Genomic DNA, 26492 nt, shown 5'->3' on the forward strand with positions numbered 1-26492 from the left:
ATTCACTCCTGAGCTCCCGCGGCTGTCCCCGCTTCATGGAATAACGCCGGCTGCTTGCCGAAAAGCTTGTTCAGTGTCTCCAGCACTTCCACCGGATTGTCCTCGTTAAACTGAGTAATGGCAACGCGCAAAGCCGACAACAGCATCGCCGTGCGGACTTGTATAAAGTACTGCCAATTCCTGTCATCCAAGCCGGTCCGTTCTTGAACGAAGCTCAGTTTTTGACTGAGGATGCTGGCGAGCCGGGTTTGAAACTCTCCGTACAAATTGGCTTGGATGATCGATAGAAAGAACTCTTTTCGACCAAAACAAAGCTCAAATAAATCCATGACCATCGCGTTAGGGTCGGAATAAGGGCCGACACTCCTTAATAATTCAGTGAAGACGGATTCCATCTGGTATAGAACTACATCTGACTTGTCGTCAAACAAGCGGTAAAAAGTCGCTCTGCCGACACCGGAGGTGTTGATAAGGCTGGTAACGGTGATGTCGTTATAATTATGCGTCCGCATCAATTCCTCCAGGCCCCTACAGACCAGTCTGGCCGATTGTGTCTTCCGTTTATCATTGCCAATACGATACATTAGCGCCGCTCCTGTTCCACTTCTTGATCTTCCGTTGATCACATGCAGACTTATGATATATTTGTATCATAATTTTACCCCATCATACAACGATCAAGGAAGGTTAACGCATGAAGAATCAGATCAGAAAAAGCGTTTTGAAGACCGGTGGATTCACACTGCTGTCTGTGCTCCTGTTTGGGATTGTGCTCCTGCTGATGATCAGCAGCGGCGAACGCTGGTATGCATATCTGATACTGGCAGCCTGTATCGGAGGGCTAGTGTTTGTGAGAAGATCGGCCTTCTGGCACGGGTGGCGCGTCCCGCTCTGTTGGGTCGTCGCTCTGGCTGTGGCTTGGACAGGTTTGTTCGCAGGGCAGCCATTGCCCGTTATCGGCACCTACACCGGACTCCAGCTGGAACAGCCAAGCGCGTCCTATGAGCTTTTGCTGAATAACGTCACTATTGTGGATACACGCACCGGCGGCTTAACTTCGGGCATGAGCATTCTGTGCGCCGGCGGGGTGATCAGGGCCATTGGTCCAACGGGCACACTTGAGGCGGGTGAGAATACTAAGGTTGTTGATGCTGCGGGGAAATACGCCGTTCCCGGCTATCTGAATATGCATATGCATGTCATCGGAGACAAGCATACAGACGAGACGATGGAGAGTCTTTTGTCTAACGGGATCACAGGATTCAGACAGATGAGCGGCTCGTACGAGCTATTGAAGGAATGGCATTCCGGTGCTTTTACCCATTCCATAGACCGGGCTGCGCTCCTCACCATGCCTGGCGATGTGCTGACACCAATCAATGCGCCGACGCCCTCGGTTGCTGCTGAATTTGTCCGGCTGCAAAAGCAGGCAGGGGCTGATTTCATCAAAGTGGGCGGTGTTACACCCGAGGTGCTCCAGGCCATTCAGGCGGAAGCGGACAGATTGAATCTGCCGGTTGCGGGACATGTGCTGTCCGATATGGATTTAAAGGAGGCCGCCAGGCAGGGCTTCAAGAGTGTGGAGCATTTCGGCATCAACAACGGGAGCCTGATCTCAAGCTCCACGGATGAAGAGAGGCTGCGGGCGCAGGCCAAGAGAGTACCGGCAATCACGGGGAATCCGGTTTTTGTGCAACTGATGAAGATCAAGGGACTGCGGGATTTCGTGAATGCTAAGGTGCTGGAGACGGCCATCAAAACCTCAGGCGGTAAAGAGGAGGAGGCGGAGCTGATGCATATCATCAATACGTATAGCGGGGAAAAGGCTAAGGAACTAGCAGATGTGTATGTACAATACAATACCTGGCAGAGTCCGACTATGATACGTATGCGGTCTGGCCTGTTCTCCAATGGCAGTGAAGCCACCGACCAGGGTCTTTACAATCTGTACCTGAAGCTCGTCAAGACTTATGATACGGAGGGCGTCAAAATGCTGGCGGGTACAGACGGGGGCAGCGGAGACAGCTGGCAGGTTGCGGGCTATTCCCTTCACGAGGAATTCGACGAGCTGGAGAGAGCCGGCATCCCGCCGCTGCATGTTCTTCAGATGGCCACGCTGAACGGGGCTGAATTTCTGGACCGGATGGACGATATGGGCACCGTAGACATTGGAAAAATCGCCGACATGGTCCTTTTGGATGCCAATCCCATTGAAAGTGTACAAAATCTTCATAAAATCAATGCTGTGATACGGGCCAGTGCTTATCACGATAATCAAATGCTTAGTTCGATTAAGCAAAGGCTGGGAACGATATGAGCAGCTCCCATAATTTATTAATCACTGTTAACATGCGTTAACACCTGTGGTATAGTATAAGCAGAACAGGCGTACAATGCTAAGAGAGCCGTGCTCCAACACGACTCTCTAGAGCAATAGCCGCTTTTAAGGGCAGTAGGCCTCTGGCAAATAGGACACGACAAATAGACCGCATACCTTTGCGAGATGGACGGTCTATTTGCGTTTATCGGACAGTATCGCTACGATAAGCAAACCAAAGGTTAGCATCAGCATCATTGCTTCAAACACTGTCACAAGGCATCCCTCCCTTCTGAGAGAGGTAGCCGACCGACCCTTCTAAGCCTATTCTATTGCTCAATCAGTATAACATATCAAATGCTGTATGATTACCTATGTTTGGAAAATTTTTGACGTAAATACGTATTTAAAATGCGGTAAGAGCAGCCCCCATTACGGGAGCTGCTCTTATTTGCGCTTGTTCTTACTCAATGCCGTAGGAACGCATCCTACAGCTTCTCTATCAGCTCAGTATAATAGCCGTTGCCATTCCGCTTATCCAGCTTCTCCGCTGTAGCGAGCGCTAACTTCTGGAAGTATTTCGCAAGCGAAGCTACGTCTTCGGACTGGCGTTCACACGGATGCCCAGCCGGAAGCTTGACCTGGAAGCGGATGGATTCCTCAGACAGACGGCGGAACAGCTTGGCCGAATAAGCGTTGAAGATCATCTGGTCGGCCGGGTTTTCATGATCGAGCGAGGAGGCGATGTACTCTTCGAAGACCTCCAGGGCCTTGACCGGATCGGTCAGGGTCAGGTAGCCAATATGCTCTCCCTGGTGATACAGGAAATCGCGGTTTCCTTTTACCAGCTTATAGCCTTTCTTCTGCAGCTTATCGGCTTCCTTCTGGCGGCCCAGCCGCAGGAGAGGGAACAGCACCTTCGTGATAGTCACATGAGGGACCTCGCCGCAGCTCATTTTTCCCTGAAGAATCGGTTCAGCTGCCTTAACGGTTGCTTCATCGTCTCCCTGCTTCGCCAGGAACTCGACCAGGCCATGCTGTTCACAAGCCTCACAATCGCTCATCTCGTCACGGTCCATGGACTGGACAATCGCCCATTCGGCCTGTGAAGCTTCCAGCTCCCCGAAATCTTCGAGAATATTCGCCCGGTAATAGTGATAGGTCCGGCTGCTGTAGCCTTCGGCTTCGTAGCGGGTCTTCATATCCTCCAGCAGGTTCTCAATCTGAGTGCGGCTAATATCTGCAAAAGCGGTGATGCGGTCCAGCACCCACTTGTACGACCACATCAGACTGTAATCATCGAACCGGCCCGGGTTCTTGTCATACTGCCCCAGCTGCCAGGAAAAGGCGACCAGCGCCTTCATCGGATAGCCGTGGAAGCTGCCCAGCTCTACGATTTCGCTGCGGGCCTCATAGCCCTGATCGATATCTCCTGCGGCATCTGCTACCCGTACCGCCTGCTCCAGCAATTCCAGCTTGGCCTTGCCTCCCGGCAGGCCATAGGCTTCTTCCATTAAATCGTCGAAATCCATCTCGGTAACGTTCATTTATTTCTCTCCTTCTGCGGATCGACTGGCCGTCAATCCCCAATCAATAAATTGAATAATGCCTTTGTTCAGGAGCGCGAGCTCCTGGCGGTTCATCGGATAATGTCCCATCAATAGCGCATTGCAGTACAGCATCTCGACAATAGAAGGCAGCGTGGCCTGATTCCCCTGATGGAATACCTTCTCAATGACCGGATTGTTCAGGTTAAAGTAAAGTGTAGCGTATGCCGTATCCTTAAGCGAAGCGCCCAGGCTGCCTAGCACGGAGGAGAGAACGTCGGTGCTCACTTCCTTCGTTGCCTCAAGTACACGCCACTGGGCGGATTCCTCGGACAGTGTGTAGAGCACCGGAATCTCCTCCGGCTTGAAGCGGCGCAGCTGCACCTGGCAGCGGAACTTCTGCAGGACACTGTCTGCGAGTCTTACAGATTCATAGTAATCCAGCCGCTCTTGAGGCGTAATATCGGTGAAGGATAAGGACACCTCTTCCGGCAGCAGCCGTTCCGTTTGCACCTCCGGGTCAATAAGCGGAAGCCGGGACAGCAGCTCGGCATCATAGATATACCCGCCATTCACCACCAGCATGGATTGGGCCGAAGCCACGTGGGTAATCTGGCGGTATTCGTCCAGCGTCGCCGTGAAGTACAGGGGAGGCTGCTGCTTCAGCTCGCCAAGCGTCTTTCGGCCATACGTGCTCTCAAACGGCAACCACTCGTGAATGATCGAATAGAACGACGAATCTTCCACCGCGAGCGCCTTCATCGATAAGGCATGCAGCGAAATGATCGATTGCAGGCGGTCCGGGTCATACTCGGCCATCCGCATCAATTCCTGACGAATGGCATTCCCCAGCTCTTCCCGCACCTGCTCCAGCTGGGCATTCTCATAGAAATGCTCCCGGGAAGCGGTTGGCTGGAGTTCATCGGTCCAGATCAGGCATTTCACGAAGAACGCCCAGTCCGGCAGGATATTGCTGGCAGCCTCGGAGACCAGCATGTGCTTCAGGTATACCCGGTGATTGCGCTTCGCGTTCAGGTTCACTGCGTGCGGCAGAATGAAGGCGATGCCTCCCGTCCGGCCCGAGGCGGTGTGCAGGGGAATGAAATCACGGAACGTCTCCCCCAGCACCTGTTTGCCGAAGGACAGTACTTCATCGCGGTGCTTCCGGGCCAGCTGCGGATCTTTGACCCACGGCGGGGTCAGCGGATTAATCAGGCGGGTGTTGCGGTCCGACACCAGCTGGATCGGATAAGGCAGCAGAGCGCCGTAATGGAATAGACCTTCCCGCAGGTTCTCTTCTTCGAAGTAAGCTTCCGACCCTTCCTTGCAACGCAAAAAAACCTTGGTGCCCGGAGCATGTGCCCCTTCGAGCTTACGGATCGTATAAGTGCCGTCCGGCTTCCCGCGCCATTCCAGAGCAGGCCCGCCCTTGGCGGATTGGGTCACCATGACGATATCGTTACTCACCATGAAGCAGGACAACAGCCCGATGCCAAACCGCCCGATAAAGGAGGTGTTGGTCGACAGAAAATCTTCGCCCCGCTTGGAGGATTGTCCAATCATGGCCAGAAACTCATGAATCTCTGCCTCATCTAACCCGATCCCGTTATCCTCTACTAATAAGGTTGCCCCCGTGGAGGTTCCGCTTACCTCGACATGGATCTTACCTTCGTAGCCTGCTGGGGAATATGCCTGACGTGCAGTAATCGCGTCTATGCCATTCTGCAGCAGCTCTCTTAAGAATACCTTCGGGCTGCTATACAAATGGTTAGACAAAATGTTGATCATACCGCTTAAGTTCACCTGAAAGCGGTACGTATCCGGGTTTTGGTTCTCCATCTTGATTCTCCTGTTCTGTAATCATTTTGCTTGTGCTTCATGCCAACAATCAGTTTCTATGTAGACAGAGACAACTCTATGTATTACCCAGAATCTGCATGAGGAGAAACATATATTCCCAAGCATTCTCTATCATTGCAATATAAAAGAAACCCAAGGTCTCGAAAGGACCTGGGTTTCCAGACAATCTGAAGGCTCTCCGCGTATCTAATACTTACTCCGCCATCTTCACGGCACAGACCCGCAGCCGCCGGTAGTCGGCGATCCATTGGCCCTGCCGGTAATGCTCCGGACGCAGCTGCTCTTCCACTTCGCGATAGATCGCAATCTTGTCTTCTGCACTGACATCGTAGAAGAAGTCATCGGCCATCATGTCGAGCCAATCCCGGATTCCGCTCTCCCCCTGCAAGGGAGTCGGACGTTCGAAATGCTGGGCCAGCGTGACGAGGAAGCCATGCGCCTCCAGCACTGCTGCATATTCTCCGATGGTGGGAAAATACCATGGATTGCGTCCCTGCGGGTCATAGCTATGCGCGGCCAGTGCGGCCTCGGTCGCATTCACCAGCGCGGCAACGTTGCGGTAGCCGCCGAATTCGGCGACGAACCGCCCGCCGGTCCGAAGTGCACCTGCTACCGTTACCGCGACTGCATGCGCGTCCTTCATCCAGTGCAGCGCAGCGTTGGAGAACACGGCATCGAAGGGCTGAGCGGTCCGGTAAGTGTATGCATTCTGGGCGCTCAGATTCAGGTGCGGATACTTGCTGCGGCCACGGGCAATCATCTCGGGTGACAGATCGATGCCCACTGTATCCGCTCCGGCGGCCGCGATCTTAGCGGTAAGATCGGCTGTTCCGCAGCCGATATCCAGCACGCGTTCACCGGGCTGCGGCTGGAGCAGCGAGAGAACATCACCGCCCAGCTTGGAGACGAAATCCAGTTTGTGATCATATGTGTCTGCCTGCCATTGGTTATTGGAAGCCGGTTGATTCATGTACTTCCCCTCCTTATGAAGTCCAGTATAGTGCTGTATAGCTTATAAATGAAATATATAGTTTCTATACGATTAATAAGTATTGCCTATAACTGCGCTCCCAACAAAAATAGACCGCAAGCCTCATTCTTTAAGGAGGGCGGTCTATTCTCTCATATCATAGTAGCGGAAATTAATATACCCGTACGCCTGCATCAAGCACGGACTTGTTCGCCACGGAATTGCCGGCCAGGAATACCTGTTGCAGCTTGGGCAGCTTGCCCAGAAGCTCTATATTGGAAATTGCATTGTTCTCCAGATGAAGCTCCTCGATGGCCTGCCACTTGCTCATGAATGCAAGAGAAGCCAGGTTGTTGTCCTGCAGGGTGAAGGAACGCAGGGCAGTCAGGCCCGCGAAGTAAGGCATCACCTGGTCAACCTCACTAACGGAGTTGTTGTTCAAGGAGAAGTATGGCCGGTCCAAGGTCAAATGCTCCAGCACACTATTCGTTGCTGCTGTCTGCTTGAAATTCAGGCGGCATTCCGAGCACACCAGCGTGTTCACCTGCTTCAGGCCGAATAAGGCATCGCTCTCTGAATACAGTGATGAATCATAGATGCTTAGTGTCTTCAGACGGGGCAAGCTGTCCAGCGCACGGAGCTGGATGATGTCGTCGCTCCCCCAGAGGGACAGCTCCGCAAGCTCCGGGAATTTCTTCAGCTCTGCCATGCTCAGCTCCCCGCTTCCTCCCCGGAGCTTCAGGCTTGTTACCGCTGGCGCCTTCAGCCCGGAGAGGAAGGAGGCTGGAATCTCCATCCGTTTGACGCCCGGTAAGGTAAGTGCGTCTGGTTCCTCGTAATAACCGTCCAAGGTGAATTCCCGCAGCGAGGGCAGGCTGTTCACGGCCTTTACCGAGCCTAGCTTGCTTAAAGACGCCAGCCGGAGGCTGGTAATGGAGGTTTTCCCGGCCAGACGCTCCAGGCTGGAGAAATTCAGATTCTCGATATCCAGCGTCTGCAGAGCAGGCATGTTCTGCACGAAGTCGATCGACTTCACATTGGACAAATAGGAAAGCTTAAGCTCCTGAAGCCCGGTTAAGGCGTATAACGGCTGCAGATCTGTGGTTTCACTGTGATAGATAGCCAGAGAAGACAGCCCCGTCATGGACGATAACCACCCCAGGTCATTGACGAAGGTAAGGGACAGGGACTTCAGCGGCAGCTTACTCAGCAGATGCAAATCCGTTATAGACTCATCCACATAGGTAATGGACAGTGAGCTTAGATTAGGGAATTGCAGAAGCAGAGCCACTTCCTGATTGCTGCGCAGCTGAGTGGACAGCTCCGTGATTTTGGATTTATCGCCGAAGTAGCCGGAGAAGGCGCTGAAGGATTCGTTGAAGGCGCCGCCATAGCTTTTTAATCCGGGAATATGGGCAAAACTGATTTGATCCGTCTGGTCAATTTCGTAGGTCCCGTTCAAGTCCAGTGCCGTCAGCCCCGTGAAGGCTTCGAAGTCCCGCTGGTCGATCCGCTGGGTATTGAGCCGCTTATCCTGGATCACATAAGTGAGCTTCTCGGCCTGTGCATCGCTGAAGGGATCGGAGAAGCTGTAGGTGAACTGCCAATGATCATTGTCTGAATGCTTCACCGATAAATACCGCAGCCGGGCAATTTCCTCCTCGGTCGGCATGGCAGAGCCTTTACCCAGGGTCTCCCGCAGGAAGGTGAGCAGGACTTCGCTTTCGGGCATCTTCCGCGCAGACTGAGTAGCCTTGGTTGCCTGCTGCGGGGAGCCGAGGCTGTAATACAGATATGTACCGATAGCGCCCCCCAGCACCAGCAGCAGAACCAGCACCAGTCTAATGGGGACCGAGACGGAGACGGGTGGCTTCGGCGCGGCCGTAGGAGGGGGTGTCCCGTGATAATGATTAATGGTCTGATCCACATAGTAGACATTATTTTGCTTGAGCAGAAGCTCAGTCTGGCAATAAGGGCACTTGAGGATCGTCCCTTCCTTGTATTCAATACGTCCGCTGCAATTGGGACAGTTCAACGGAATAAAAGCCATAGACAGCCGCCTCCTTCATGATGTAATGATATTCCAGTGATCTTATCGAATTTACGTGGGTTCCGCTGATTTGTTCCATTATTCTTTGGAGTGAAGCTGATAATTTGATTCTATATGAACAGATGCTCAGAACACAACAATTGTTAAAAAGGAGAATCAAGGCGTTAAGATTAGGTTGACACCTGGAATAGATTTTGTATATCATTCGATATATATCATATGATTTGTATGAATTGTTTTATTTCAGGAGGAAACCTATGGCACCCCCAAAAAAGTACACCAAAGAACAAATCATCGATGCGGCGTTCGAAATTGCGAGGACCGAAGGAGTGGATGCCGTGACCATCCGTAAGGTGGCGGAGAAGCTGGGGGGCTCCATCGCCCCCATCTATGTCAATTTCAAAGAGGCTGGCGAGCTGGTGGAGGAGGTGCACCAGAGAACCTTGGCGGTGAGCAGGCAGATTCTGGAGGAGCAGAATTCCGGGCATCCGTTCCACGATATCGGGGCGGCCAGCATCCGTTTTGCCCGGGAGTATCCGGTGCTGTTCCGGGATCTGGTAATGAAGAAGAATGATCAGGTGAAGCATAATGAGGCAGAGACGCAAGGGTTCATTCAGATGATGAGAACGGACCCTGATCTGAACGGATTATCTGATGATGAACTGGGGATGATTTTGCTCAAGATGAAGATGTTCCAGGTCGGGATGAGTGTGATGGTTGCGAACGAATTGCTGCCGGACCATTATACAGAGGAGCAGATGATTCAGCTATTGAACAGCGCGGCAGAGGATGTCATCAGCACAGCGAAGCGCAGCACGGAGCAATCCTGAACCCGGAGGGGATGGTCATATGACAGCAGGCAGAACAAGGCTTAGTCTTTTATTGTTCATCGTTATTGTACTGGCGTGCGGCTGGATTGGGGTATGGGTGGATACGAAGCTGCCGGATCAGCCGGAAGGGAATTCGCCGGGCATGGGCTTGTGGCTGATTTTGCCGGTGATCGCAATGCTCGTCCTGCGGCTGGTGAACCGCGATTGGAGGGATATGGGCGTCAGGTTCAATTTTCGAGAAAATAGGAAGTGGTACGGCGCAGCCATTGCTGTCTATCCGGTAATCATGGTAATTGCGGTAGGGCTTGCTCTGCTGTTCAATAGCGCCAGCGCTTCAGAGATTGAACTACATACGGTTCTGTCACTGGTCGGGGTATCGCTCGCCGGCAGCTTGATCAAGAACATCTTCGAGGAATTCGCCTGGCGCGGCTATCTGACTCCGAAGCTGATTGAGCTGAAGCTGAATGACTGGATAATCTATCTTGTGTCCGGTCTGGTCTGGGCGCTGTGGCATACGGCTTATTATCTGGTCTTCCTGCCGGATACTTATTTTGAGACTACATCAAGATGGGGTTATGTCTTCATCGGCTGTGTGCTTATGGTTGCTTGGTCCATTATGTACGTTGAACTCTATCGTCTTACGCAATCGGTGTGGCCATGTGTGTTGATGCATGCGGTGGAGGATGGAGTACCTACCTTGCTGGTATCGGTTGCCGGGATCATTACATTCACGCCGGCAGGCGAACTATGGTTCAGCCCGACCACCGGCGTGGTAACGACGATTCTGTTCATTGGATTCGGATTATGGCTCAGATCTAGACGATTGAAGCGCGTATAGGGATGTGAGTCGGGTAAGAGATAAGCGGATTATTTGGCTCCATGCCCTATCATATCGCGAAGAACATCATAGGCAATAGGTAAAGTGGTAAAGCCGTCGCTGTCCAGAAAATGTCCGCCGTGCTCTACCTCGTGAAAATCGGCATGAATGACTTGTGCCAATTCCTTGCTGAGCGAGACTGGCACAATGGCATCATCCTTAGAGGCAATCACTGCACGTTTGGGGGCCAGCGCTGCGGCCTCGCTGTAGTTGATCTGATCCTGCGTGAACTCATCAAGCATTGGCAGGCCGGGTAACGGCTTGGTGAAGCCGGACACGAGAACCAGACCGCCGAGCGGTTCCTGCGGCCTCGCGCTGAGCAGATACTTGAGCAGAGAGACGCAGCCTAAGCTGTGAGCAACGAAATAGGTGTCTTGGTTCAGCAGCTTGGCCTTACTGGACAGATGCTCCAGCCATTCTTGAAGGTTAGGCGATAACGGCGTCGGCATCTCCAGAATATCCGAGGTGATCCCGTCTGCGTCGAGCCGCTTCTGTAACCATCCAAACCAATGATTCGCCGGGGTGGCTCCGTAACCATGAACAATATAAACATGCTTGCTGCTTGTTGGATCAGCCATATCGTAACTCCTCCCATTAAGTAAAAGTGAATATTCCCAGTCGCGTATATTATAGATTCTTCCATTCTGCATGCACAACCCCTAAAAAAGACCGCCATCCCATTAAAGGGAGGACGGTCTATTTACCTTCACTTATTCACTAGCAGGTTCCTTGTCTGTATCTGTTCCTGCAAACCTGACAAATAGGAATACTCCAATCAGAACCACGACTATCCCTGACCAGAAGAACCAGAACGGAACGCCGAACCGGTCGGCTACAGGTCCCGCCAGCGCAAGCCCGACCGGCGAAGACAAGAGTCCGATACTCGTCACGAAGGAGAGCACGCGTCCCAGAAGCTCAGGCTCGTAAGACTTCTGGATCATCGCCATGTAAGGGCCGTTGAACAAGGGGGCAGCGGCACCCATCAGGAACGAGAGGACGGTAAAAGCAAGGAAGGCCTCGCGCCCGGTCACCCCGCTCAGGACACAGGTGAGTCCGATCACAACCAGACTCAGACTCATGTAGGTGGTGTCCTTCCATCTGGAAGCAAGCACGGACAGCAGGGCACCGCCAAGGATCATCCCAATTCCGAATACGGCCTCAATCAGGCTGGCGCTGTAGCCGCCGCGTCCGAAATGCGACAGCGTCATCAAGGGGAACAGCATCGCCAGCGGCATGAATACCACACTGAAGACCGCCATGGCAACCGTTACTGTGACAATGGACTTTTGCGACAGGAAGGCCCGCCAGCCGAGCATAAACTCCCTACGGAACGAGGGGGTCTCTACGATTTCCGTCTTCGGTTGACGGATCTGTACGAACAAAAGCATAAGGTTAGCGATTAAAGCGCCTGCCACATCTAGGAGCAATACGGTTCCCAGGGAAGTAGCCGAGTATACCGCAATTCCAAGCGCCGGTCCAAGTACGCTGGAAGCAGAGAAGATGAGCTGGTTCCAGCCTGCCACCCGGGTGAGCTGGTCTTCCGGTGCTATCAGTGGAATCGCCGCCTGGAACGAAGGGGCATGGAAGGACGAGGCTGCCGAACGAATGAGCAGGATGGCATACACAATCCATAAGCTCGGCTCCCCCCATAGATAATAAGCACCCAGAATCAGGCTGGTGAGTGCAATGGCACTGTCCGCGGCGATCATGGTGAGCTTACGGTTCCACCGGTCGAGCCAGACTCCGATGAACGGGCCTAAAACCGCCTGCGGCAGGAACCCGGCCAGACCGGCCAGCATCAGCACGGTAGCCGACCCTGTCGTCTCAGTCAGATGCCAGATGATGGAGAACTGAACCATCGCAGAGGTTAATATCGAGAAGATTTGTCCGCTGAAGATGAAGGCGAACGTCTTTTTCCATTGAATATTCATAAGTTTGTACCCTCCCTAAATAAAAGCAGACCCAAGTCCGCATAGGGGCTTGGGTCTGCAACAATTACATAACGGGACAGTGCGAAACCGGGCATAATGAAATAAGCCGTAGCGGATCGCAGCCGATGTCCTTAACGTAAATAGCAGCAGCTCAAAAAAAGCCCACACTTGGTGAGAAATCAGCTTTTGTTGGGCGTGCTTACCATATACGTGGAATCATCGGCTGCCATCCTCCTCGAATTTTATAGCTGGAGCTTAACATTGGAATGTTAGAGGTGTCAATAGGAGGGAAGAAATGTGGAGATAAGTGTTATCAAATGATTGCACTTATTGAATGGTGATGGTATATTATACCCGCAGGGGGTGAATATTATAGATGACGACAGCAGAATTTCTGCGCGAGGCAAAAGCACTGATCTCTAGCGGGCGCACCTACTTTTCCAAAAGGAATGATTATGATACGGTTCAGGCTCTTTTTGACTTAGGAATCGAAGACAGAAAAGGAGCTTGGCGGGAGATTATGAAATTAAAGCCCCGTGACCAATATAAGCCGCCTGAGTTGGATCGCAGAGGGTCTAATGAATTGGTCTGGTTTTTCAAAAAAGAATTTAGTGGAAAAATTGCCTACATCAAGCTGACCATCGATCAAAATCTGTGTATATGCATCTCATTTCATCCTGAAGGATACATACATAATTAATACATAGGATAAAGGGGCTTCTAGAGGCCCCTTGTCATCTTCTTCATTTATAGTAAGCCCCATTGTAGGAGGGAAGAATAATGAATTATTGCGAAACTTGTCGTGCAGAACATCCTTTTACCATAAAAAAAGAGCCTCATGTATTCAGATTTAGGGGACAGGAAATAGAACTTGAACGAAGTGTAGCTTATTGTAACAACTGTGGCTCATTGGTTGATGTTGAAGAGTTAGAGAACGAAACCATGGCTAATGTTGCACAAATCTATTCTGAAAAATACGGAATGACATCACCTGAAATCCGTAACGTTAGGCTACAATTTAACTTAGGCATCAGGCCTTTTGCTAAACTGTTAAACATTGGATCCGCTAGTGTAACCAGATATGAATCAGGGAGCTTGCCGCAAGCCACCCATTTGGAGCTTTACAGGAGACTACAGCAGCATCCGCAGGCTATATTGGAATTTTACAACAGGAATAAAGACCTGCTTACTGCGCGGGAATTGAAAATGGTGGAAACCTCACTTCAAGCTTGGACAAATTCTGAACAGTCATTTCAAACAGATGAACAAATTATTGAAGCGATCTATAAAAAAAATGAACTAACAGAATTAGCAGGATACAGTGATTTTTCCTTAGAAAAATTAATTAATATGATATTGTATTTCACTTCAGATGGTGTTCTGAAAACAAAGCTGATGAAATTGTTATGGTACAGCGATTTTCTATTTTTCAAAAGGCAAACGGTCTCTATAACTGGGGTAACCTATGTGAAATATCCATATGGCCCAGTGCCCAAAGATCACGATATGGTATTAGCCCATTTACAACATATGAATGTAATTGAGATTGATGAGCGTACCAATGATGAAGGATGGACTATGATGATGATTAAAGCTTCAGAGCCCTTTGATTCTTCAGTGTTCTCTGATGATGAGTTAGAGACGATGTTGGAAATTGAAGCCTATTTTCGAGATTATGGTTCCCGTAAAATTAGTGAGTATGCCCATTATGAAAAGGGATGGCTGGAGACAGAAGAAAAACAACCGATCAGTTATAGATACGCTGAAGAATTACGTGATTTGAGTAATACTAACTGAGATATCCAGATCAAATTCAGATATTCAACACATATGTAGAAATAGACCGCATGCCTTTGTAGAGGAGGCGGTCTATTTGCTTTCTTAAACTTATTTCCCCATGCTCCCTTCCCTATTTGCGGTGAGGCGGCTGCGTTCTTTATCCTGTTTCCGCATCTTCAGCCTCGTGTGCTATAGTGAGGATAATGAAGCGGATACAGGGGGCTGGAGGATGTTCTTTTTCATTGTAATGCTTGTATGTTTCGGCGTGTTCACAGCGCTTGCCTATGTATTTAACGCGAAGCATAAGATCGTGATGCCGCTTGTCAGCGCGGTGGCGGTCAGTATGCTGGTGCAGGTGCTGGAGCAATTCTACATGAGCAGCATTATTGTCGTGGCGTTCATTCTGTATTTCATCATAAGCAGCATCAGGACCTTCAAGCATGAACAGTTCCAGTTGATGGTGGCGATTCTTTTCAGCACATCTGTCGTAACTCTTATCATAACCTCAACCTACTTCAAGCAGCCCGTGGTTCCCTCCGAAGCGGAGATGGTCAGGGTGATGTTCATCTATTACCCGCTGCTGATTCTATTTATCTCCTGCTATACCTACATGCTGCTTAGCGTGTTCAATTTCAAGCTGCTGCAGTCGGGGAACCCGCTCGGGTATATGATGGGCAAGGTGCGCGGCTTCAGGCGTATGATCCGTCTGCTCTGGATCGCTTCGCGCAAAGGGCTGAATCATCTGCTCCAGCAGGATCATGCGAAGCTGCCGCAGGTGATTGCTGTCATTCTCGATAATATGGGCGGGGTCTTCGTGAAGTTCGGGCAGGTGCTATCGACCAAGAAGGATCTGCTGCCAGCCCAATACATCGAGGCGTTCTCCAGTCTGCACGACCAGGTTAAGCCGCTCAGCCAGAAGCAGCTGAAGGAGATTATTGACAGCCGGATCGGCGATCTGGAGGAGACGTATGAAGACTTCGGGATGGAGCCCATTGCAGCCGCTTCGATCGGGCAGGTACATCTGGCGAGGCTGAAGTCTACTGGAGAGAAGGTAGTCGTCAAAATCCTGCGGCCGGATGTGAAGCAGAAAATGAGCGTGGACCTGGATCTGTTAATCCAATTCGTGACCCGGCTCTCCGAACGCTCCGCTAAAATCCGGAGACTCGGCTTAATCCAGCTCGCCGAAGGCTTCAAAACCAATCTGATCGAAGAGACAGATTTTGATATTGAAGCGCTGAATACCAACCTGCTGCGCCAGGCGTTCCTGGAACACGATATTCCAATCCAAGTGCCGAAGATTTACGCTGAGTATTCGACCAAGCAAATTCTGACCATGGAATATATTGAAGGACAGCGGTTCACCCGGAAGGTGACCAATGATGTATCGGAAATGATCATGCACGCCTTCCTGCAGCAGATTCTGATGATCGGCATCTTCCACGCCGACCCGCATCCCGGTAACCTGATGCTGACCCGGGACGGGAAGGTCGCACTGATTGACTTCGGCTCTGTGGGCTACCTGACAGAAGAGGAGCGGGGCGGGATGCTGAACTTCCTGATGGGCTACAGCCGGAAGGAGACGAAGCAGATGGCCCAGGGCCTGGCCGGGGTCTGTGAGGAAGGGGAGCTATTAGATGTCAAAATGATCGAGCGGCGCCTCGGCAGACTTTTATCCGAAGCCTCCTTCTCCCCTGATCCTACCAGTGTCATGATGAGACGGCTGATGTCGATGATTACCGAGCTGGGCATGTCCTTGAAGCCGACGGTGGCCGGGGCCTTCCGGGCGATTATTACCCTAGACGGGACCTTGTCCTCAGTAGATGAGTCGTACTCTCTATCTGCAGCGAGCCAGTCCTTCGCCGGTCAGATGGATCAGGGAGAGATCGTCAAGGAACAGTTCAACAAGGTGAAGGGGCGGCTGGAGGATTATATTCCGAAGCTGCTGGAGCTGCCGCTGCTGAAGGAGAACCGGATCACGCTGGCGCGTGAGGACAATCATAGTCTGACGGATTTCGTGGGAACGCTGACGGTTGGAATTTTCACCGTGATTTGTATGGTGATCATGCTGGCAAGCTTCTGGATACAGGGAGAGATTATGCGGTTTGTGCTGGCTCCCCTATCGATGTCAGGCTTCGGCACGGGGATGATTATTCTGATGATGTCCGTAATTAAGCAGTTGAAACCCAAGAGTTAACGGAGGGCGTATAAGATTATGGCGAATCCACTCTCGAACAAGAAGAGAATACGCGGCTGGAAGCGCAGGATGAAGCAGATTGACCAGTGGAAAAAGCATAATATGCACCTGGACCTGGAGGAGCTGCGAAGCGCGCAGCGGGATTATGTGAAGCTATGGATCGACCCCTTCTACAGGTTGAACAGGCGCAATCCGCCGGTGTGGTATTCCCGCTTGCTGCTGGAGGCGATGATTGAGGTGTATCATGCCTGGTCCCGGCAGATGGCAAGTTTCAATGAACCTTTTTATTTGAGAATCTGGTTCTATCATCCGAACTTCATCCAGTCGCAGATCGTGGTCGCCTTCCGGGATGTGCTGCATTTCTACGATAATACCTTCGAGGCAGGAGGAGGGAGCCAGAAGTTCCCCTGGGAGCTGTACGGGACAGTGCCCGGTCTCCAGGGCTTCATATGGGAGCCGGCTGTTGAGCCGGAGCCTTACTGTTTGCCAGGACAGCCGAGGTCCCAAGCCGCACAGGTATGGTTAGGCAGAATTCAATAGCAGTGAATATACACACACAGCCTCAGAGACTCCTCTGGGGCTTATTGTCTGTAGAAGGGGGAGGCCCCTTGGCTGGCGGCTACAAATCCCAAGGAGTTATGATATAATTTAGCTTTACTACAGCCGGATAAGGGATTATCCCGGCACGCATAGAGAGGTACTTCAGATGATAAATAATTTCTGGCGTGAATTGCCACGCCCTTTCTTTATACTGGCACCGATGGAGGATGTGACGGATGTGGTGTTTCGTCATGTGGTGAGTGCGGCGGGCCGGCCGGATGTGTTTTTTACGGAGTTCGTCAATACAGAGAGCTATGCCCATCCCGAGGGGAAGCAGGCGGTGCGGGGGCGGTTAACCTTCACCGAGGATGAACAGCCGATGGTCGCGCATATCTGGGGGGACAAGCCGGAGTATTTCCGGAAGATGAGCATCAGCATGGCCGAAGAGGGCTTCAAGGGCATCGATCTGAACATGGGTTGTCCGGTTGCGAATGTAGCCGAGAATGGCAAGGGCAGCGGCTTGATCTGCCGTCCCGAACTCGCAGCGGAGATTATCCAGGCGGCGAAGGCCGGAGGACTGCCCGTCAGCGTCAAGACCCGGCTCGGGTTCACAGATGTGGACGAATGGCGGGGCTGGTTGACTCATATTTTGCAGCAGGACATTGTGAATCTGTCGATTCATCTGCGGACCAGAGAGGAAATGAGCAAGGTGGATGCCCACTGGGAGCTGATTCCAGAGATCAAGAAGCTGCGGGATGAGATCGCGCCGGATACGCTGCTGACGATCAACGGGGACATACCGGACCGGGAGACGGGCCTGAGGCTTGCCGCAGAGTACGGAGTGGACGGGATTATGATCGGGCGCGGGATTTTTCATAATCCGTATGCGTTCGAGCAGGAACCGAGGGAGCATAGCAGCAAGGAGCTCCTGGATCTGCTACGGCTGCACCTGGATCTCCATGATCACTATTCGGCGCTGGAACCCCGTTCCTTCAAGCCGCTGCCCCGCTTCTTCAAAATCTACGTCCGCGGCTTCCGCGGCGCCAGTGAACTCAGAAATCATCTAATGAACACCAAGTCCACCCGTGAGGTGCGTGCGCTGCTGGATGAATTCGCCAGCAAAGAGCAGGACGGGGCCGGGGAACTTGGGGAATCGAGGGAGGGCGTATGAGAAACTTTATTATTTTCGGAGCAAGCAAAGGCTTAGGAGAGGCCTTCGTCAAAGCGCTGCCGGAACGAGGCGATCAGGTCTGGGTGGTCTCCAGAACCTGCCCGGACAGCCTGAAGCTGGAGGATGGGGTGCAGCGGACCTGGATTGAGGCTGACTTGGGGAAGCCTGATGCTGCGGGCCGGATTGCAGAGACATTGAACGGCGTTCCCCTGGACGTATTCATCTATAATGTTGGCGTATGGGAGAGCAGGGGGTTCAGCGATGACTATGATTTTGAACAGGACGATCCGGCTGAGATTGCCAGCATCATTAACATTAACGTGACTGCGGCGATTACGTGCATTCAGAAGCTTTTGCCGAATCTCAAGCAGTCTGCGCATGCCAACATCTTCTTCATCGGTTCTACGGCAGGCCTCGATCATAATGATTACACCCAAGTCTCGTTCACCGCGTCCAAGTTCGGTCTGCGCGGGATCGCCAATGCGGTCAGGGAGCATGTGAAGCCGTATGGCATTGGTGTGACGGTCATCAATCCCGGTGAGATTGCTACCCGAATTCCGCTGGAAGCGGGGGTAGAGCCTGTCTTGTCCGCCTACAACGGCACGCAGATTCCGCTTCAGGACATCGTCTCCCTAGTGCAATGCGTCATGAACCTGTCCAAGGCCTCCTGTGTGAAGGAGATTAATATTCCGGCGATGCTGGATTCGAATGCGTAGGGATGAACTCTTAATTTGGAGGAGAGCCTTATGAAAATGAAATTTATAATACCGTTTCTTGTCTTCATCATGGCCTCGGTAGGTTGTATTTCAGTCTCCAGAGTGAATGCAGCAACACCTACTACGTATGGTTCCGTTGTTTTAGACGGGAAGCCACTTGGCTTCGATACTAAGCCCATCATCCTAAATGGGAACACGATGGTGCCGTTTCGTAAGATATTTGAAGCCTTAAATATGAATGTCCAATGGGATTCCAAAACCGGAAATGTTACGGCCCAAAGTACAGGGACAACGATTAAAATGACCGTGGATAGCCTTAAGGCCAAGGTCAATGATAAAGAATTCACTTTAACTCAAACGCCATTTAATACTCCTGAAGGAACAGTTTATGTGAACCTTCGTTTTATTAGCCAAGCCATAGGGGCAACGATAAGCTGGGATAATGTGAAGAAGATTGCAACCATAAATACTAAATAAAATCTTATGTGATAGTAAATAGGCCGATTCCGTTACCGGGGCGGTCTATTTATGTTCTCGAATTCCGGCAGCGTATGCTACATTGTTAGATATCCCCAGTTCGTAATACTTCCGCCATGTACTTGGGGTCCCGGATAAGCGATTATAGACACAGAAGCTTAAGAGGGCATGAGGACGCTGCGGCACCATCGCAGTGATCCCGATCATAGGAGGTTGAGGGATATGGCTTATCAAAATATTGACGGTGTGCGTGTTTGGGGGAAGCCGGACGACGGAGCCCTGGTGCAGGCCCGGATGTGTGCAGAGAACGGAAATGTAGTGCAGACGCTGCTCATGGCGGATCATCATAAAGGCTACAGCCAGCCAATTGGCGGGGTTGTCGTGTACGACGGACAGATCTCGCCGTCTGGCGTGGGTTACGATATCGGGTGCGGGAATAAGGCGGTGCGGACCGGCTTGAAGATAGAGGAGCTGCGGCCGCGACTCTCAGGGGTCATGGACGAGATTGCCCGCAGACTCTCCTTCGGTGTAGGGCGGGTTAATAACGAGCGGGTGGACCATGAGCTGTTCGACGACCCGGATTGGGCGGTGTTCAAAGCGGTGGGCAGCGGAGTACATGATAAGCTGAAGGTCCTGGCGCAGAATCAGCTCGGTACCGTCGGCAGCGGGAACCACTTCGTAGACATACTAGAAGAAGACGCAACCGGCCGGGTGTGGATTGCCAATCATTTCGGCAGCAGAGGGTTCGGGCATAAGACAGCGAGCGGCTTCCTTAACCTGGCAGCAGGCAGAGACTTCCTGGCGAATGCCCCCGGGGAAAAGATGGATCAGCCGCCCGTACTGCTCGACCTGCACAGTGAGCTGGGCGATATGTATTACAGAGCGATGAAGCTGGCCGGGCGTTATGCCTATGCAGGAAGAGACTATGTTATCCAGCAGGTCTTGGCTATCCTGGGAACGGAAGCGGACCTTGCGGTGCATAACCATCATAACTATGCTTGGAAAGAGACGCATGACGGCAAGGAAGTCATCGTTGTCCGCAAAGGAGCTACTCCGTCCGCACCCGGCCAGATGGGCTTCATCGGCGGGAGCATGGGAGACATCTCCGTGATCGTCCAGGGCAAGGACAGCGCGGAGAACCGGGAGGCGTATTATAGCACCGTTCATGGAGCAGGCCGAATCATGAGCCGGACCCAGGCGGCAGGCCGTATGAACTATAAAACCCGCACCCGCAGCGGCGGCCAGATCACAACAGCGCAGATGTTAGCTGTGGTCCGGGAATTTGGCGTAGAGCTGCGCGGAGCGGGGACAGACGAGAGTCCTTTTGTCTACCGGAAGCTGCAAGAAGTGCTGGATGCACACGCCGGGACCATTGAGGTTATGCATGTGCTGAAGCCGGTGGGCGTATGTATGGCGGGTGCGGATGAGTTCGATCCGTATAAGGATTGAGGGGGATATCCATCTCGAAGTTTCCAAAGGCGGGCAGCAAGGACGGGAAGTATGGTAACATAGAATTTCAGGAAGAGGCCGGCAGGCCTTTTCCCATTTTTACGGAGGTGAATACATGTCCTGGAGCAAACTCAAGCAACAATTGGAGGGCTTCCTCAGTCCTGCGGTAGAGGGCCGGGTGGAGTACCGTGCGCCCGCTTACCGCTATTCGCCTGATAAATCAGGCACCTGTTATATTACGGTGGACAAGAAGAACATCCTCACCATGACCGATAAGTCCAGCCCCATCCGCTGGTACTCGTCCGAGCTGGAGGTTAAGAATGACCCGGAGCTGCATATCTCCGTCACCCATGAAGACATTGAAGCCATCAGACTGACGGCCAAGGGGCCGATCCCTGAGGACCGCCTAGTCATCATGGCCCGAAGCCGCTTAACCACCGAACACGCTAAGGCATTAATGTTGGCCCAGGCTGCCCTGACGAAATCGAATTTCATTGTGGTGGCGAACAAGTTCCTGGTTACTCCTATCGAGGAGAGCCTGGAGAGCAGCGATATTATCTTGAACATTCTGGCCCTGCTGGACCGGAGAGTCGGGCGGAAGCGGATCGAGGGGATGGCCGGGAAGATGCAGCGGAAGCATCCGGCGGTGGAGTATTTCTATGATTTGCGGCGCGGGGCACGATGATTGTTATAGCCGCAGCCGCTGATACGGTACCGTCCTTTAAAAGGTCGGCAAAGCCGTTTCCGCTTGTACTCAGCGTTTCCCGGCAACCAGCATATATCCGGCCCCCCGGACGGTAATGATCCGCTCGGGATGGATAGGGTCTTCCTCGATTTTTTTGCGCAAATTACTGATGTGGACCGCCACTGTTCGCGTATCCTCCAGACTCTTCATCCCCCAGATGAGGTGAAACAGCGTATCAGCAGTGACCACTTGATTCACGTTCTGTGCCATGTAAGAGAGTAGGCTGAATTCTTTTTTCGACAGAAAAATCGTTCGGCTGCCCATATGGACAGACTGTGCATAGAAATCAAGCGTTAGTCCCGGCAGTTCCAGCAGTTGTTCCCTTCTGCCCGTGGATACCCTGCGGAGATGGGCCTTGATCTTGGCCATGAGTACGCCCGGACTGAACGGCTTGGTCACATAATCGTCCCCGCCATACGATAAGGCGCTGATCTTCACCTCATCCTCCTCTTGACTGCTTAGGAACACAATCGGCGCATTCGTGTAATGGCGTGCGTTCTTGCACCAGTCAATGCCGTTCTCATTCGCCAGCAGCACATCCAGTACGATCAGGTCTGGATTAAATGAAGCAAGCAGCAGCATAGCATCGGCGCCGTTATGGCAAGACGAGGAGTCGAAGCCCTCCCGCTGGCAGTATAGCTGAACAATCTCACAGATGTGGGGATCGTCGTCGACAATCATAATTCGGTATGTGTCCATTCTATTGTCACCTTCCTGCTTCTCAGATCAACGGTAAAATGACCTGGAAAATCGACCCTGTCTTCCCGTCACTCTCCGCCCGGACACTCCCGCCATGCGCTTGTACAATTTCCCGGCATATTGCCAGCCCCAGCCCGCTACCCTCTACACCCATGTCCAATCCCGGCCGGTCCACCCGGTAATTACGGTCGAAGATCTGCTCCAGCTGCTCTGGAGGAATACCCATGCCGGAGTCCTGCACGCTGATGACCGCACACCGTGTACCGTTCACTTCGTCCACGCCTAACGTAAGGCGCACCAACCCGCCGCCAGGCGTGAACTTCATCGCGTTCGACACCAGATTGAATAATGCCTGCTCTAATCGTTGGGTATCGATCCGGGCAATAGACTGGTCCGCGCTTGAAGCTGCTGTATCCCCGATGTCCAGAGCGAAATCCAGCCCCGCGTCACGCACCACCAGCTCATATTGTTCATAGAAGCCGCGCAGGAACTGAATCACCTGGACCGGCTCCATCCGGTACTCGACTTGCCCTGTCTCCAGATGCGACAAGAAGCTCAGCTCCCCAATCATGCGGTTGATCCTTATCGTGTTATCGCGGATATACTGCAGATACTGTGCATTGCGCTCCGGCTTCACCATATCCATCACCGTCTCGACATAACCAAGCATACTGGACAGCGGCATCCGCAGATCGTGCGTAATGTAGGCTAGCAGCTTCTTCCGGCCTTCCTCGGAGTGCAGTAACCGCTCATACGACAGGCGGAGATCCTCGTGGGCTGCGGATAAGGCATGGGTGCGCTCCAGCACGATCTGCTCCAGGTTGGCATTCATCCCGGTCAGCTTGTGGTTGGCCTCCTGCAGTTCCCGGGCAATCCGCTCTTCATTCGTTGCTGCCCGGGTGAATCTGGAAGAGAGCAGCAGCATCTGGGCGACCGTGAAGATGAGCAGTCCGAACGGGGAGGTATTTGCGATGGGCGACCATTCGTTGTAATACAGGAAATCGTTGATCACTGTAGCCAGAGCCACCACCGACACCAGCAGGAAGATCAGCGCTCCCTCCATCCGCCGCCAGGCCGCATGAGCCAGCCCGACCATCAGATACACCATATGGAGAACCACGACCACACCGATCAGCACCAGCATCCGGGAATAGACGAGGGCAGGCGTTACCATAACCACCAGACAGAGTGCGCTGGTGACGATCCGGGAGCCATAGCGGAACCACCGCGACACATAATCCGGGAAAATGCACTCAAAATACATCGTGATCATCCACCCGCCCAGGCATAGAATCAGATACTCCAGCTTGAACTGTAACTCCCACGGAAAATGCGGCAGCCACTGGGTAAGCATCAGCTCGCCGTTCAGCAGGGAGCGGATAGCGAACATCACGGTGAACAGGCCGAAATATAACGGGGCCCGGTCTTTACGCCGCAGCATGAACAGCAGCAGATGATACAACCCGATCACCAGCAGGCTGGCCGTGATGAACATATCCGCAGCAATCTTCAGATGGGTCCGGGCCGTTAACACATTACTGCCACCCAGCTCGATATCCTTGGTGATGCCGCCCCGCTTATGATGGAAGTTCGCTACTTGCATCACCAGCTCCACCGTGTCGCCTTCAGGCTGGAAGAACACCAGTCTCGTCGCCAGACTCGGCGTCATGCCCTCCTTGTCCTGATCCACCACACCGACCTCTGTCAGCAGCTCTCCATTCACCCACAATTTATAGGCATGAAAAATAGTAGGCAGCCGCAAAGCCAGCCGCTCCTTGCTATCCTGCTCACTAAGGCGGACCACCAGCCGGAAGGTGGCATAGCCCTCGCTCTTCAGCGCTTGACCATCCAACTGGTAGCCCAGCCAGGAGCTGGGAATGTTGATATACCGGTCCCGCGCAGCCGGTTCCCCGCCTGCCGTCCGGCTTTGTATATCCTCGGGCGAGAGCAGCTCTTGCCAGTAGAAGTCCCATTCACCCTGTAACTTCAGCGGATTCTGATAGATAGAGTCGTGCGTTAGATCCAGAAGGCCTTCTTTGCTTCGAGGCTTGGGGGCATCCGGCGTTGCAGACAGGATGGCATAGCTTGCGATCAGCCCGATAACTACGACCACAGCGATATGTAACCAGATATTACGAGAACCGGATTTTAGTATACCCCTCATCATGAAGCCGACCCCAATCTACAAAATTCGTCATTCTTAAGCTCAATGCCTTAATGATAGCATCATTGCCGAAAATTGTGTGAAATTGCACTATTTTAAGTTTTCTTTTCTTTCATGAACAGGCTGAATTCCTGTGTAGAATGCTAGGTAAGGAGATGGGGATGTCGAAAATTGTAAGGTTGGTGGGTAAGAGCGGAGTTATCCATCGCACAGGGGGGCAAGGGGAGCTTCCCCATAATGCCCTTCCGATGAATAATTTAATGGAACAAGAGGCTTCTCAGTGATCAATCACTGTGAAGCCCCTTGTTCATTTGCGCTTGAAATCTTCTAATATATTGGAGATTCTTAGAATCATGTTACTATCTTTATCTGCTTCTGTAGGGTTGTCTGGTAAATACAAGCCCCACTCCAAATGCTTACCCTCCGATAGAACAAATCCGGATACGTTAGCGCCGAAGCCGTCTATTCTTGCTGCATCAAGGGTTAACCGGTCATCCATAAATACCTTCGCTAACAAATTCTCCGTCCCCATGAAAAATACCGGATACGTTAGGTTGCTAAAGAAATCTCTGTATTCTTGCTTTCCTGCTTCAGCCAGATAATCCTCAGTAATAATTAATCCGTCATAATGAATAGCAGGGTCTTCAACAATATCCTTGAGGTTCATAGGGATGTAGTTAACATTTCTGACGGAATCAAAAGGGACTTTACCCACAATTGCAATCTCTAACAGAGATGAAGGCGGGTGATAAAGTTCTACCTGAGGGAGAGGATCATTTACATCATTAATGTCACAGCCCACAAACAAGATAGCGAATATAGAAAGAAGTAACATTATTTTGAATTTCATGAAAGGAGCATCCTCGTTTCTGTGGGATAAGGAGCATTTAACTTTTAATATATGGGAATATAATCCTTTCAGCAAGCTATTTAAGAACTACAGAAATGTTGGAATGAATTAGAAAATCGGTAATAAAATATAGTACCCTGTGGATGGCTTCTTGAGGGGCCTTTTTTAGTGTTATGTTTTGGGGCCCCCGCAAAGTACCTGAGTAAGCATCGAAGCTTAGCATCACTTTGTGGGGTTATTCTATGGGAAACGATCTGAGGAGGCTTGGCTATTGTATACCAAAGTGTCAGCTAGAGCTGTATCCCTGTTGGCCGCATTCGCATTATTGATCTCTGTGTTCTTCACCGCCTTACCGAACGCAAATGCAGCCGCGAGAGGAGCGTGGTCGCCGAACACGGCCTATGCGGTGAATGACACCGTAACCTATGGCGGAGGTACATATACCTGTCTGCAGGCGCATACGTCCCTGACCGGCTGGGAGCCGGTGAATGTCCCTGCCCTGTGGAAAAGCGGGAACTCGACCACTCCGACGCCTACCAACCCTCCCGCCACGAACGGAGCCACCTTCTATGCAGACAGGGACTATGGCGGCAAAGCCGTCACGCTGGGAACAGGCAACTATGCACTGTCCCAGCTGAACAATGCGGGCATTCCGAATGACTGGATGTCCTCGCTCAAGGTGCCCAGCGGCTGGACAGTGGAGGTGTATGCGGACGATAATTTTGGCGGCACGAAGTGGACCTATACATCCAGCTCCTCCTGGGTCGGCGACAGTGTGAATGACAAGATGTCTTCGGTCAAAATCTACATCGGTTCACCGCCCGCAACCGGCGTCACCCGCCCCTCCGAGGTGCCCAGCCAGATCTGGACGTATGCCATGAACGTGGATAATAAATTCGGCAAAGGCGGAGATTTCGCACTACTCCTGAGCGCGGTGATCAAGAAGGAGAGCAGCTTCGGAGCAGGTCTGCCGGGCAGTCCTTCCGCCGGTGACGGCTTGATGCAGGTCGAGCCGAATACACGCGCCGCGTATGCCTCCCAATTCAGCGCCAAATTCGGCCGCACCTATAATCACAGCAGCGAACAGGATCAGGTAGCTCTAGGCGGACTTATTCTTGATGAGAAAATCTCCAGATTCGGCAATATCTACAACGGACTCTTACACTACAACGGAGGCGACAACTGGTATCCAGGCGCCACCGATTCCTACGGCCGCCCGATTCTGGCGGATCAGTATGCGAATGCTGTGTACGGGACGTATAAGGGGTACGGGGGGAAGAATTAAGGGAGTACTTCCTTCCCTTGAAGAAAGCAAAGGGACGCTCG

Annotated in this window: 24 protein-coding genes; 13 read left to right on the top strand and 11 right to left on the bottom strand. The window is 52.1% G+C overall.

The window, feature by feature from the left end; all coding sequences use genetic code 11:
- Positions 1 to 2: 2 nt before the first annotated feature.
- Entirely contained in the window at positions 3 to 584 is a 582-nt protein-coding gene (locus NST04_RS26045; protein WP_341186863.1) for a TetR/AcrR family transcriptional regulator, read from the bottom strand.
- A 110-nt stretch (positions 585 to 694) separates the two neighbouring features.
- Between NST04_RS26045 and NST04_RS26050 the strand changes: the two genes are divergently transcribed.
- Positions 695 to 2317 carry an amidohydrolase family protein gene (locus tag NST04_RS26050; RefSeq protein ID WP_341186864.1) on the top strand — a complete coding sequence of 541 codons (1623 nt, stop codon included), beginning with the start codon at positions 695 to 697 and terminating at the stop codon, positions 2315 to 2317.
- Positions 2318 to 2512: 195 nt separating this feature from the next.
- Here the strand turns inward: NST04_RS26050 and NST04_RS34070 are convergent, their stop codons facing one another.
- The 5 genes from NST04_RS34070 to NST04_RS26070 all read right to left on the bottom strand — a co-directional run bounded on the left by NST04_RS34070 (position 2513) and on the right by NST04_RS26070 (position 8744).
- Positions 2513 to 2593: a putative holin-like toxin gene (locus NST04_RS34070; protein WP_445667968.1), complete on the bottom strand. Its 81-nt coding sequence runs from the start codon at positions 2591 to 2593 to the stop codon at positions 2513 to 2515.
- A gap of 212 nt (positions 2594 to 2805) precedes the next feature.
- Positions 2806 to 3864 (bottom strand): hypothetical protein, encoded by a 1059-nt coding sequence (locus NST04_RS26055; RefSeq protein WP_341186865.1) that lies wholly within the window; start codon positions 3862 to 3864, stop codon positions 2806 to 2808.
- A complete protein-coding gene (locus tag NST04_RS26060) occupies positions 3865 to 5703 on the bottom strand; it encodes an HSP90 family protein (RefSeq protein WP_341186866.1) in 1839 nt (612 codons plus the stop codon).
- A 214-nt stretch (positions 5704 to 5917) separates the two neighbouring features.
- Positions 5918 to 6694 (bottom strand): methyltransferase, encoded by a 777-nt coding sequence (locus NST04_RS26065; protein ID WP_341186867.1) that lies wholly within the window; start codon positions 6692 to 6694, stop codon positions 5918 to 5920.
- 172 nt (positions 6695 to 6866) lie between these two features.
- Positions 6867 to 8744 (bottom strand): leucine-rich repeat domain-containing protein, encoded by a 1878-nt coding sequence (locus tag NST04_RS26070; RefSeq protein ID WP_341186868.1) that lies wholly within the window; start codon positions 8742 to 8744, stop codon positions 6867 to 6869.
- Between the two features lie 257 nt (positions 8745 to 9001).
- On the opposite strand from NST04_RS26070, the gene NST04_RS26075 reads away from it, so the two are divergent.
- Both NST04_RS26075 and NST04_RS26080 read left to right on the top strand, forming a co-directional pair.
- A complete protein-coding gene (locus NST04_RS26075; RefSeq protein ID WP_341186869.1) occupies positions 9002 to 9574 on the top strand; it encodes a TetR/AcrR family transcriptional regulator in 573 nt (190 codons plus the stop codon).
- Between the two features lie 19 nt (positions 9575 to 9593).
- Entirely contained in the window at positions 9594 to 10412 is an 819-nt protein-coding gene (locus tag NST04_RS26080; protein ID WP_341186870.1) for a CPBP family intramembrane glutamic endopeptidase, read from the top strand.
- Positions 10413 to 10441: 29 nt separating this feature from the next.
- Here the strand turns inward: NST04_RS26080 and NST04_RS26085 are convergent, their stop codons facing one another.
- Entirely contained in the window at positions 10442 to 11029 is a 588-nt protein-coding gene (locus NST04_RS26085; protein ID WP_341186871.1) for an RBBP9/YdeN family alpha/beta hydrolase, read from the bottom strand.
- 132 nt (positions 11030 to 11161) lie between these two features.
- Entirely contained in the window at positions 11162 to 12382 is a 1221-nt protein-coding gene (locus tag NST04_RS26090; RefSeq protein WP_341186872.1) for an MFS transporter, read from the bottom strand.
- Positions 12383 to 12758: 376 nt separating this feature from the next.
- Between NST04_RS26090 and NST04_RS26095 the strand changes: the two genes are divergently transcribed.
- The 9 genes from NST04_RS26095 (at position 12759) to NST04_RS26135 (ending at position 21393) form a co-directional block, all read left to right on the top strand.
- Positions 12759 to 13082, top strand: a complete 324-nt coding sequence (locus NST04_RS26095) for a hypothetical protein (RefSeq protein WP_341186873.1) — start codon at positions 12759 to 12761, stop codon at positions 13080 to 13082.
- Between the two features lie 80 nt (positions 13083 to 13162).
- Positions 13163 to 14179: a type II TA system antitoxin MqsA family protein gene (locus tag NST04_RS26100; RefSeq protein ID WP_341186874.1), complete on the top strand. Its 1017-nt coding sequence runs from the start codon at positions 13163 to 13165 to the stop codon at positions 14177 to 14179.
- 211 nt (positions 14180 to 14390) lie between these two features.
- The gene (locus NST04_RS26105) at positions 14391 to 16355 is read left to right on the top strand and encodes an ABC1 kinase family protein (RefSeq protein ID WP_341186875.1); all 1965 of its coding nucleotides are present in this window, start codon (positions 14391 to 14393) and stop codon (positions 16353 to 16355) included.
- Between the two features lie 18 nt (positions 16356 to 16373).
- Positions 16374 to 16895 (top strand): hypothetical protein, encoded by a 522-nt coding sequence (locus NST04_RS26110; protein WP_341186876.1) that lies wholly within the window; start codon positions 16374 to 16376, stop codon positions 16893 to 16895.
- 166 nt (positions 16896 to 17061) lie between these two features.
- Complete coding sequence (locus NST04_RS26115; RefSeq protein ID WP_341186877.1) at positions 17062 to 18066, top strand: tRNA dihydrouridine synthase; 1005 nt, start codon at positions 17062 to 17064, stop codon at positions 18064 to 18066.
- Positions 18063 to 18782 (top strand): SDR family NAD(P)-dependent oxidoreductase, encoded by a 720-nt coding sequence (locus tag NST04_RS26120; protein WP_341186878.1) that lies wholly within the window; start codon positions 18063 to 18065, stop codon positions 18780 to 18782. The genes NST04_RS26115 and NST04_RS26120 overlap by 4 nt, the downstream gene beginning before the upstream one ends.
- A gap of 30 nt (positions 18783 to 18812) precedes the next feature.
- Positions 18813 to 19259 (top strand): copper amine oxidase N-terminal domain-containing protein, encoded by a 447-nt coding sequence (locus NST04_RS26125; protein WP_341186879.1) that lies wholly within the window; start codon positions 18813 to 18815, stop codon positions 19257 to 19259.
- Between the two features lie 222 nt (positions 19260 to 19481).
- Positions 19482 to 20708, top strand: a complete 1227-nt coding sequence (locus tag NST04_RS26130) for an RtcB family protein (protein ID WP_341186880.1) — start codon at positions 19482 to 19484, stop codon at positions 20706 to 20708.
- 115 nt (positions 20709 to 20823) lie between these two features.
- Positions 20824 to 21393 carry an SF0329 family protein gene (locus NST04_RS26135; RefSeq protein WP_341186881.1) on the top strand — a complete coding sequence of 190 codons (570 nt, stop codon included), beginning with the start codon at positions 20824 to 20826 and terminating at the stop codon, positions 21391 to 21393.
- Between the two features lie 69 nt (positions 21394 to 21462).
- Here NST04_RS26135 and NST04_RS26140 read toward each other — a convergent pair whose 3' ends face one another.
- The 3 genes from NST04_RS26140 to NST04_RS26150 all read right to left on the bottom strand — a co-directional run bounded on the left by NST04_RS26140 (position 21463) and on the right by NST04_RS26150 (position 25166).
- Positions 21463 to 22152: a response regulator transcription factor gene (locus NST04_RS26140; protein WP_341186882.1), complete on the bottom strand. Its 690-nt coding sequence runs from the start codon at positions 22150 to 22152 to the stop codon at positions 21463 to 21465.
- Positions 22153 to 22174: 22 nt separating this feature from the next.
- Positions 22175 to 24319, bottom strand: a complete 2145-nt coding sequence (locus NST04_RS26145) for an ATP-binding protein (RefSeq protein WP_341186883.1) — start codon at positions 24317 to 24319, stop codon at positions 22175 to 22177.
- Positions 24320 to 24623: 304 nt separating this feature from the next.
- A complete protein-coding gene (locus NST04_RS26150) occupies positions 24624 to 25166 on the bottom strand; it encodes a hypothetical protein (protein WP_341186884.1) in 543 nt (180 codons plus the stop codon).
- A gap of 271 nt (positions 25167 to 25437) precedes the next feature.
- On the opposite strand from NST04_RS26150, the gene NST04_RS26155 reads away from it, so the two are divergent.
- A complete protein-coding gene (locus NST04_RS26155) occupies positions 25438 to 26451 on the top strand; it encodes a carbohydrate-binding protein (RefSeq protein WP_341186885.1) in 1014 nt (337 codons plus the stop codon).
- The last annotated feature ends 41 nt before the right edge of the window (positions 26452 to 26492 follow it).

The organism is Paenibacillus sp. FSL H7-0756, assembly GCF_038006765.1.
Classification (GTDB): Bacteria; Bacillota; Bacilli; order Paenibacillales; family Paenibacillaceae; genus Paenibacillus_AQ.

Coding starts and splice junctions, on each gene's coding strand:
- NST04_RS26045 (WP_341186863.1), bottom strand. CDS start 584: ATGTATCGTATTGGCAATGATAAACGGAAGACACAATCGGCCAGACTG.
- NST04_RS26050 (WP_341186864.1), top strand. CDS start 695: ATGAAGAATCAGATCAGAAAAAGCGTTTTGAAGACCGGTGGATTCACA.
- NST04_RS26055 (WP_341186865.1), bottom strand. CDS start 3,864: ATGAACGTTACCGAGATGGATTTCGACGATTTAATGGAAGAAGCCTAT.
- NST04_RS26060 (WP_341186866.1), bottom strand. CDS start 5,703: ATGGAGAACCAAAACCCGGATACGTACCGCTTTCAGGTGAACTTAAGC.
- NST04_RS26065 (WP_341186867.1), bottom strand. CDS start 6,694: ATGAATCAACCGGCTTCCAATAACCAATGGCAGGCAGACACATATGAT.
- NST04_RS26070 (WP_341186868.1), bottom strand. CDS start 8,744: ATGGCTTTTATTCCGTTGAACTGTCCCAATTGCAGCGGACGTATTGAA.
- NST04_RS26075 (WP_341186869.1), top strand. CDS start 9,002: ATGGCACCCCCAAAAAAGTACACCAAAGAACAAATCATCGATGCGGCG.
- NST04_RS26080 (WP_341186870.1), top strand. CDS start 9,594: ATGACAGCAGGCAGAACAAGGCTTAGTCTTTTATTGTTCATCGTTATT.
- NST04_RS26085 (WP_341186871.1), bottom strand. CDS start 11,029: ATGGCTGATCCAACAAGCAGCAAGCATGTTTATATTGTTCATGGTTAC.
- NST04_RS26090 (WP_341186872.1), bottom strand. CDS start 12,382: ATGAATATTCAATGGAAAAAGACGTTCGCCTTCATCTTCAGCGGACAA.
- NST04_RS26095 (WP_341186873.1), top strand. CDS start 12,759: ATGACGACAGCAGAATTTCTGCGCGAGGCAAAAGCACTGATCTCTAGC.
- NST04_RS26100 (WP_341186874.1), top strand. CDS start 13,163: ATGAATTATTGCGAAACTTGTCGTGCAGAACATCCTTTTACCATAAAA.
- NST04_RS26105 (WP_341186875.1), top strand. CDS start 14,391: ATGTTCTTTTTCATTGTAATGCTTGTATGTTTCGGCGTGTTCACAGCG.
- NST04_RS26110 (WP_341186876.1), top strand. CDS start 16,374: ATGGCGAATCCACTCTCGAACAAGAAGAGAATACGCGGCTGGAAGCGC.
- NST04_RS26115 (WP_341186877.1), top strand. CDS start 17,062: ATGATAAATAATTTCTGGCGTGAATTGCCACGCCCTTTCTTTATACTG.
- NST04_RS26120 (WP_341186878.1), top strand. CDS start 18,063: ATGAGAAACTTTATTATTTTCGGAGCAAGCAAAGGCTTAGGAGAGGCC.
- NST04_RS26125 (WP_341186879.1), top strand. CDS start 18,813: ATGAAAATGAAATTTATAATACCGTTTCTTGTCTTCATCATGGCCTCG.
- NST04_RS26130 (WP_341186880.1), top strand. CDS start 19,482: ATGGCTTATCAAAATATTGACGGTGTGCGTGTTTGGGGGAAGCCGGAC.
- NST04_RS26135 (WP_341186881.1), top strand. CDS start 20,824: ATGTCCTGGAGCAAACTCAAGCAACAATTGGAGGGCTTCCTCAGTCCT.
- NST04_RS26140 (WP_341186882.1), bottom strand. CDS start 22,152: ATGGACACATACCGAATTATGATTGTCGACGACGATCCCCACATCTGT.
- NST04_RS26145 (WP_341186883.1), bottom strand. CDS start 24,319: ATGATGAGGGGTATACTAAAATCCGGTTCTCGTAATATCTGGTTACAT.
- NST04_RS26150 (WP_341186884.1), bottom strand. CDS start 25,166: ATGAAATTCAAAATAATGTTACTTCTTTCTATATTCGCTATCTTGTTT.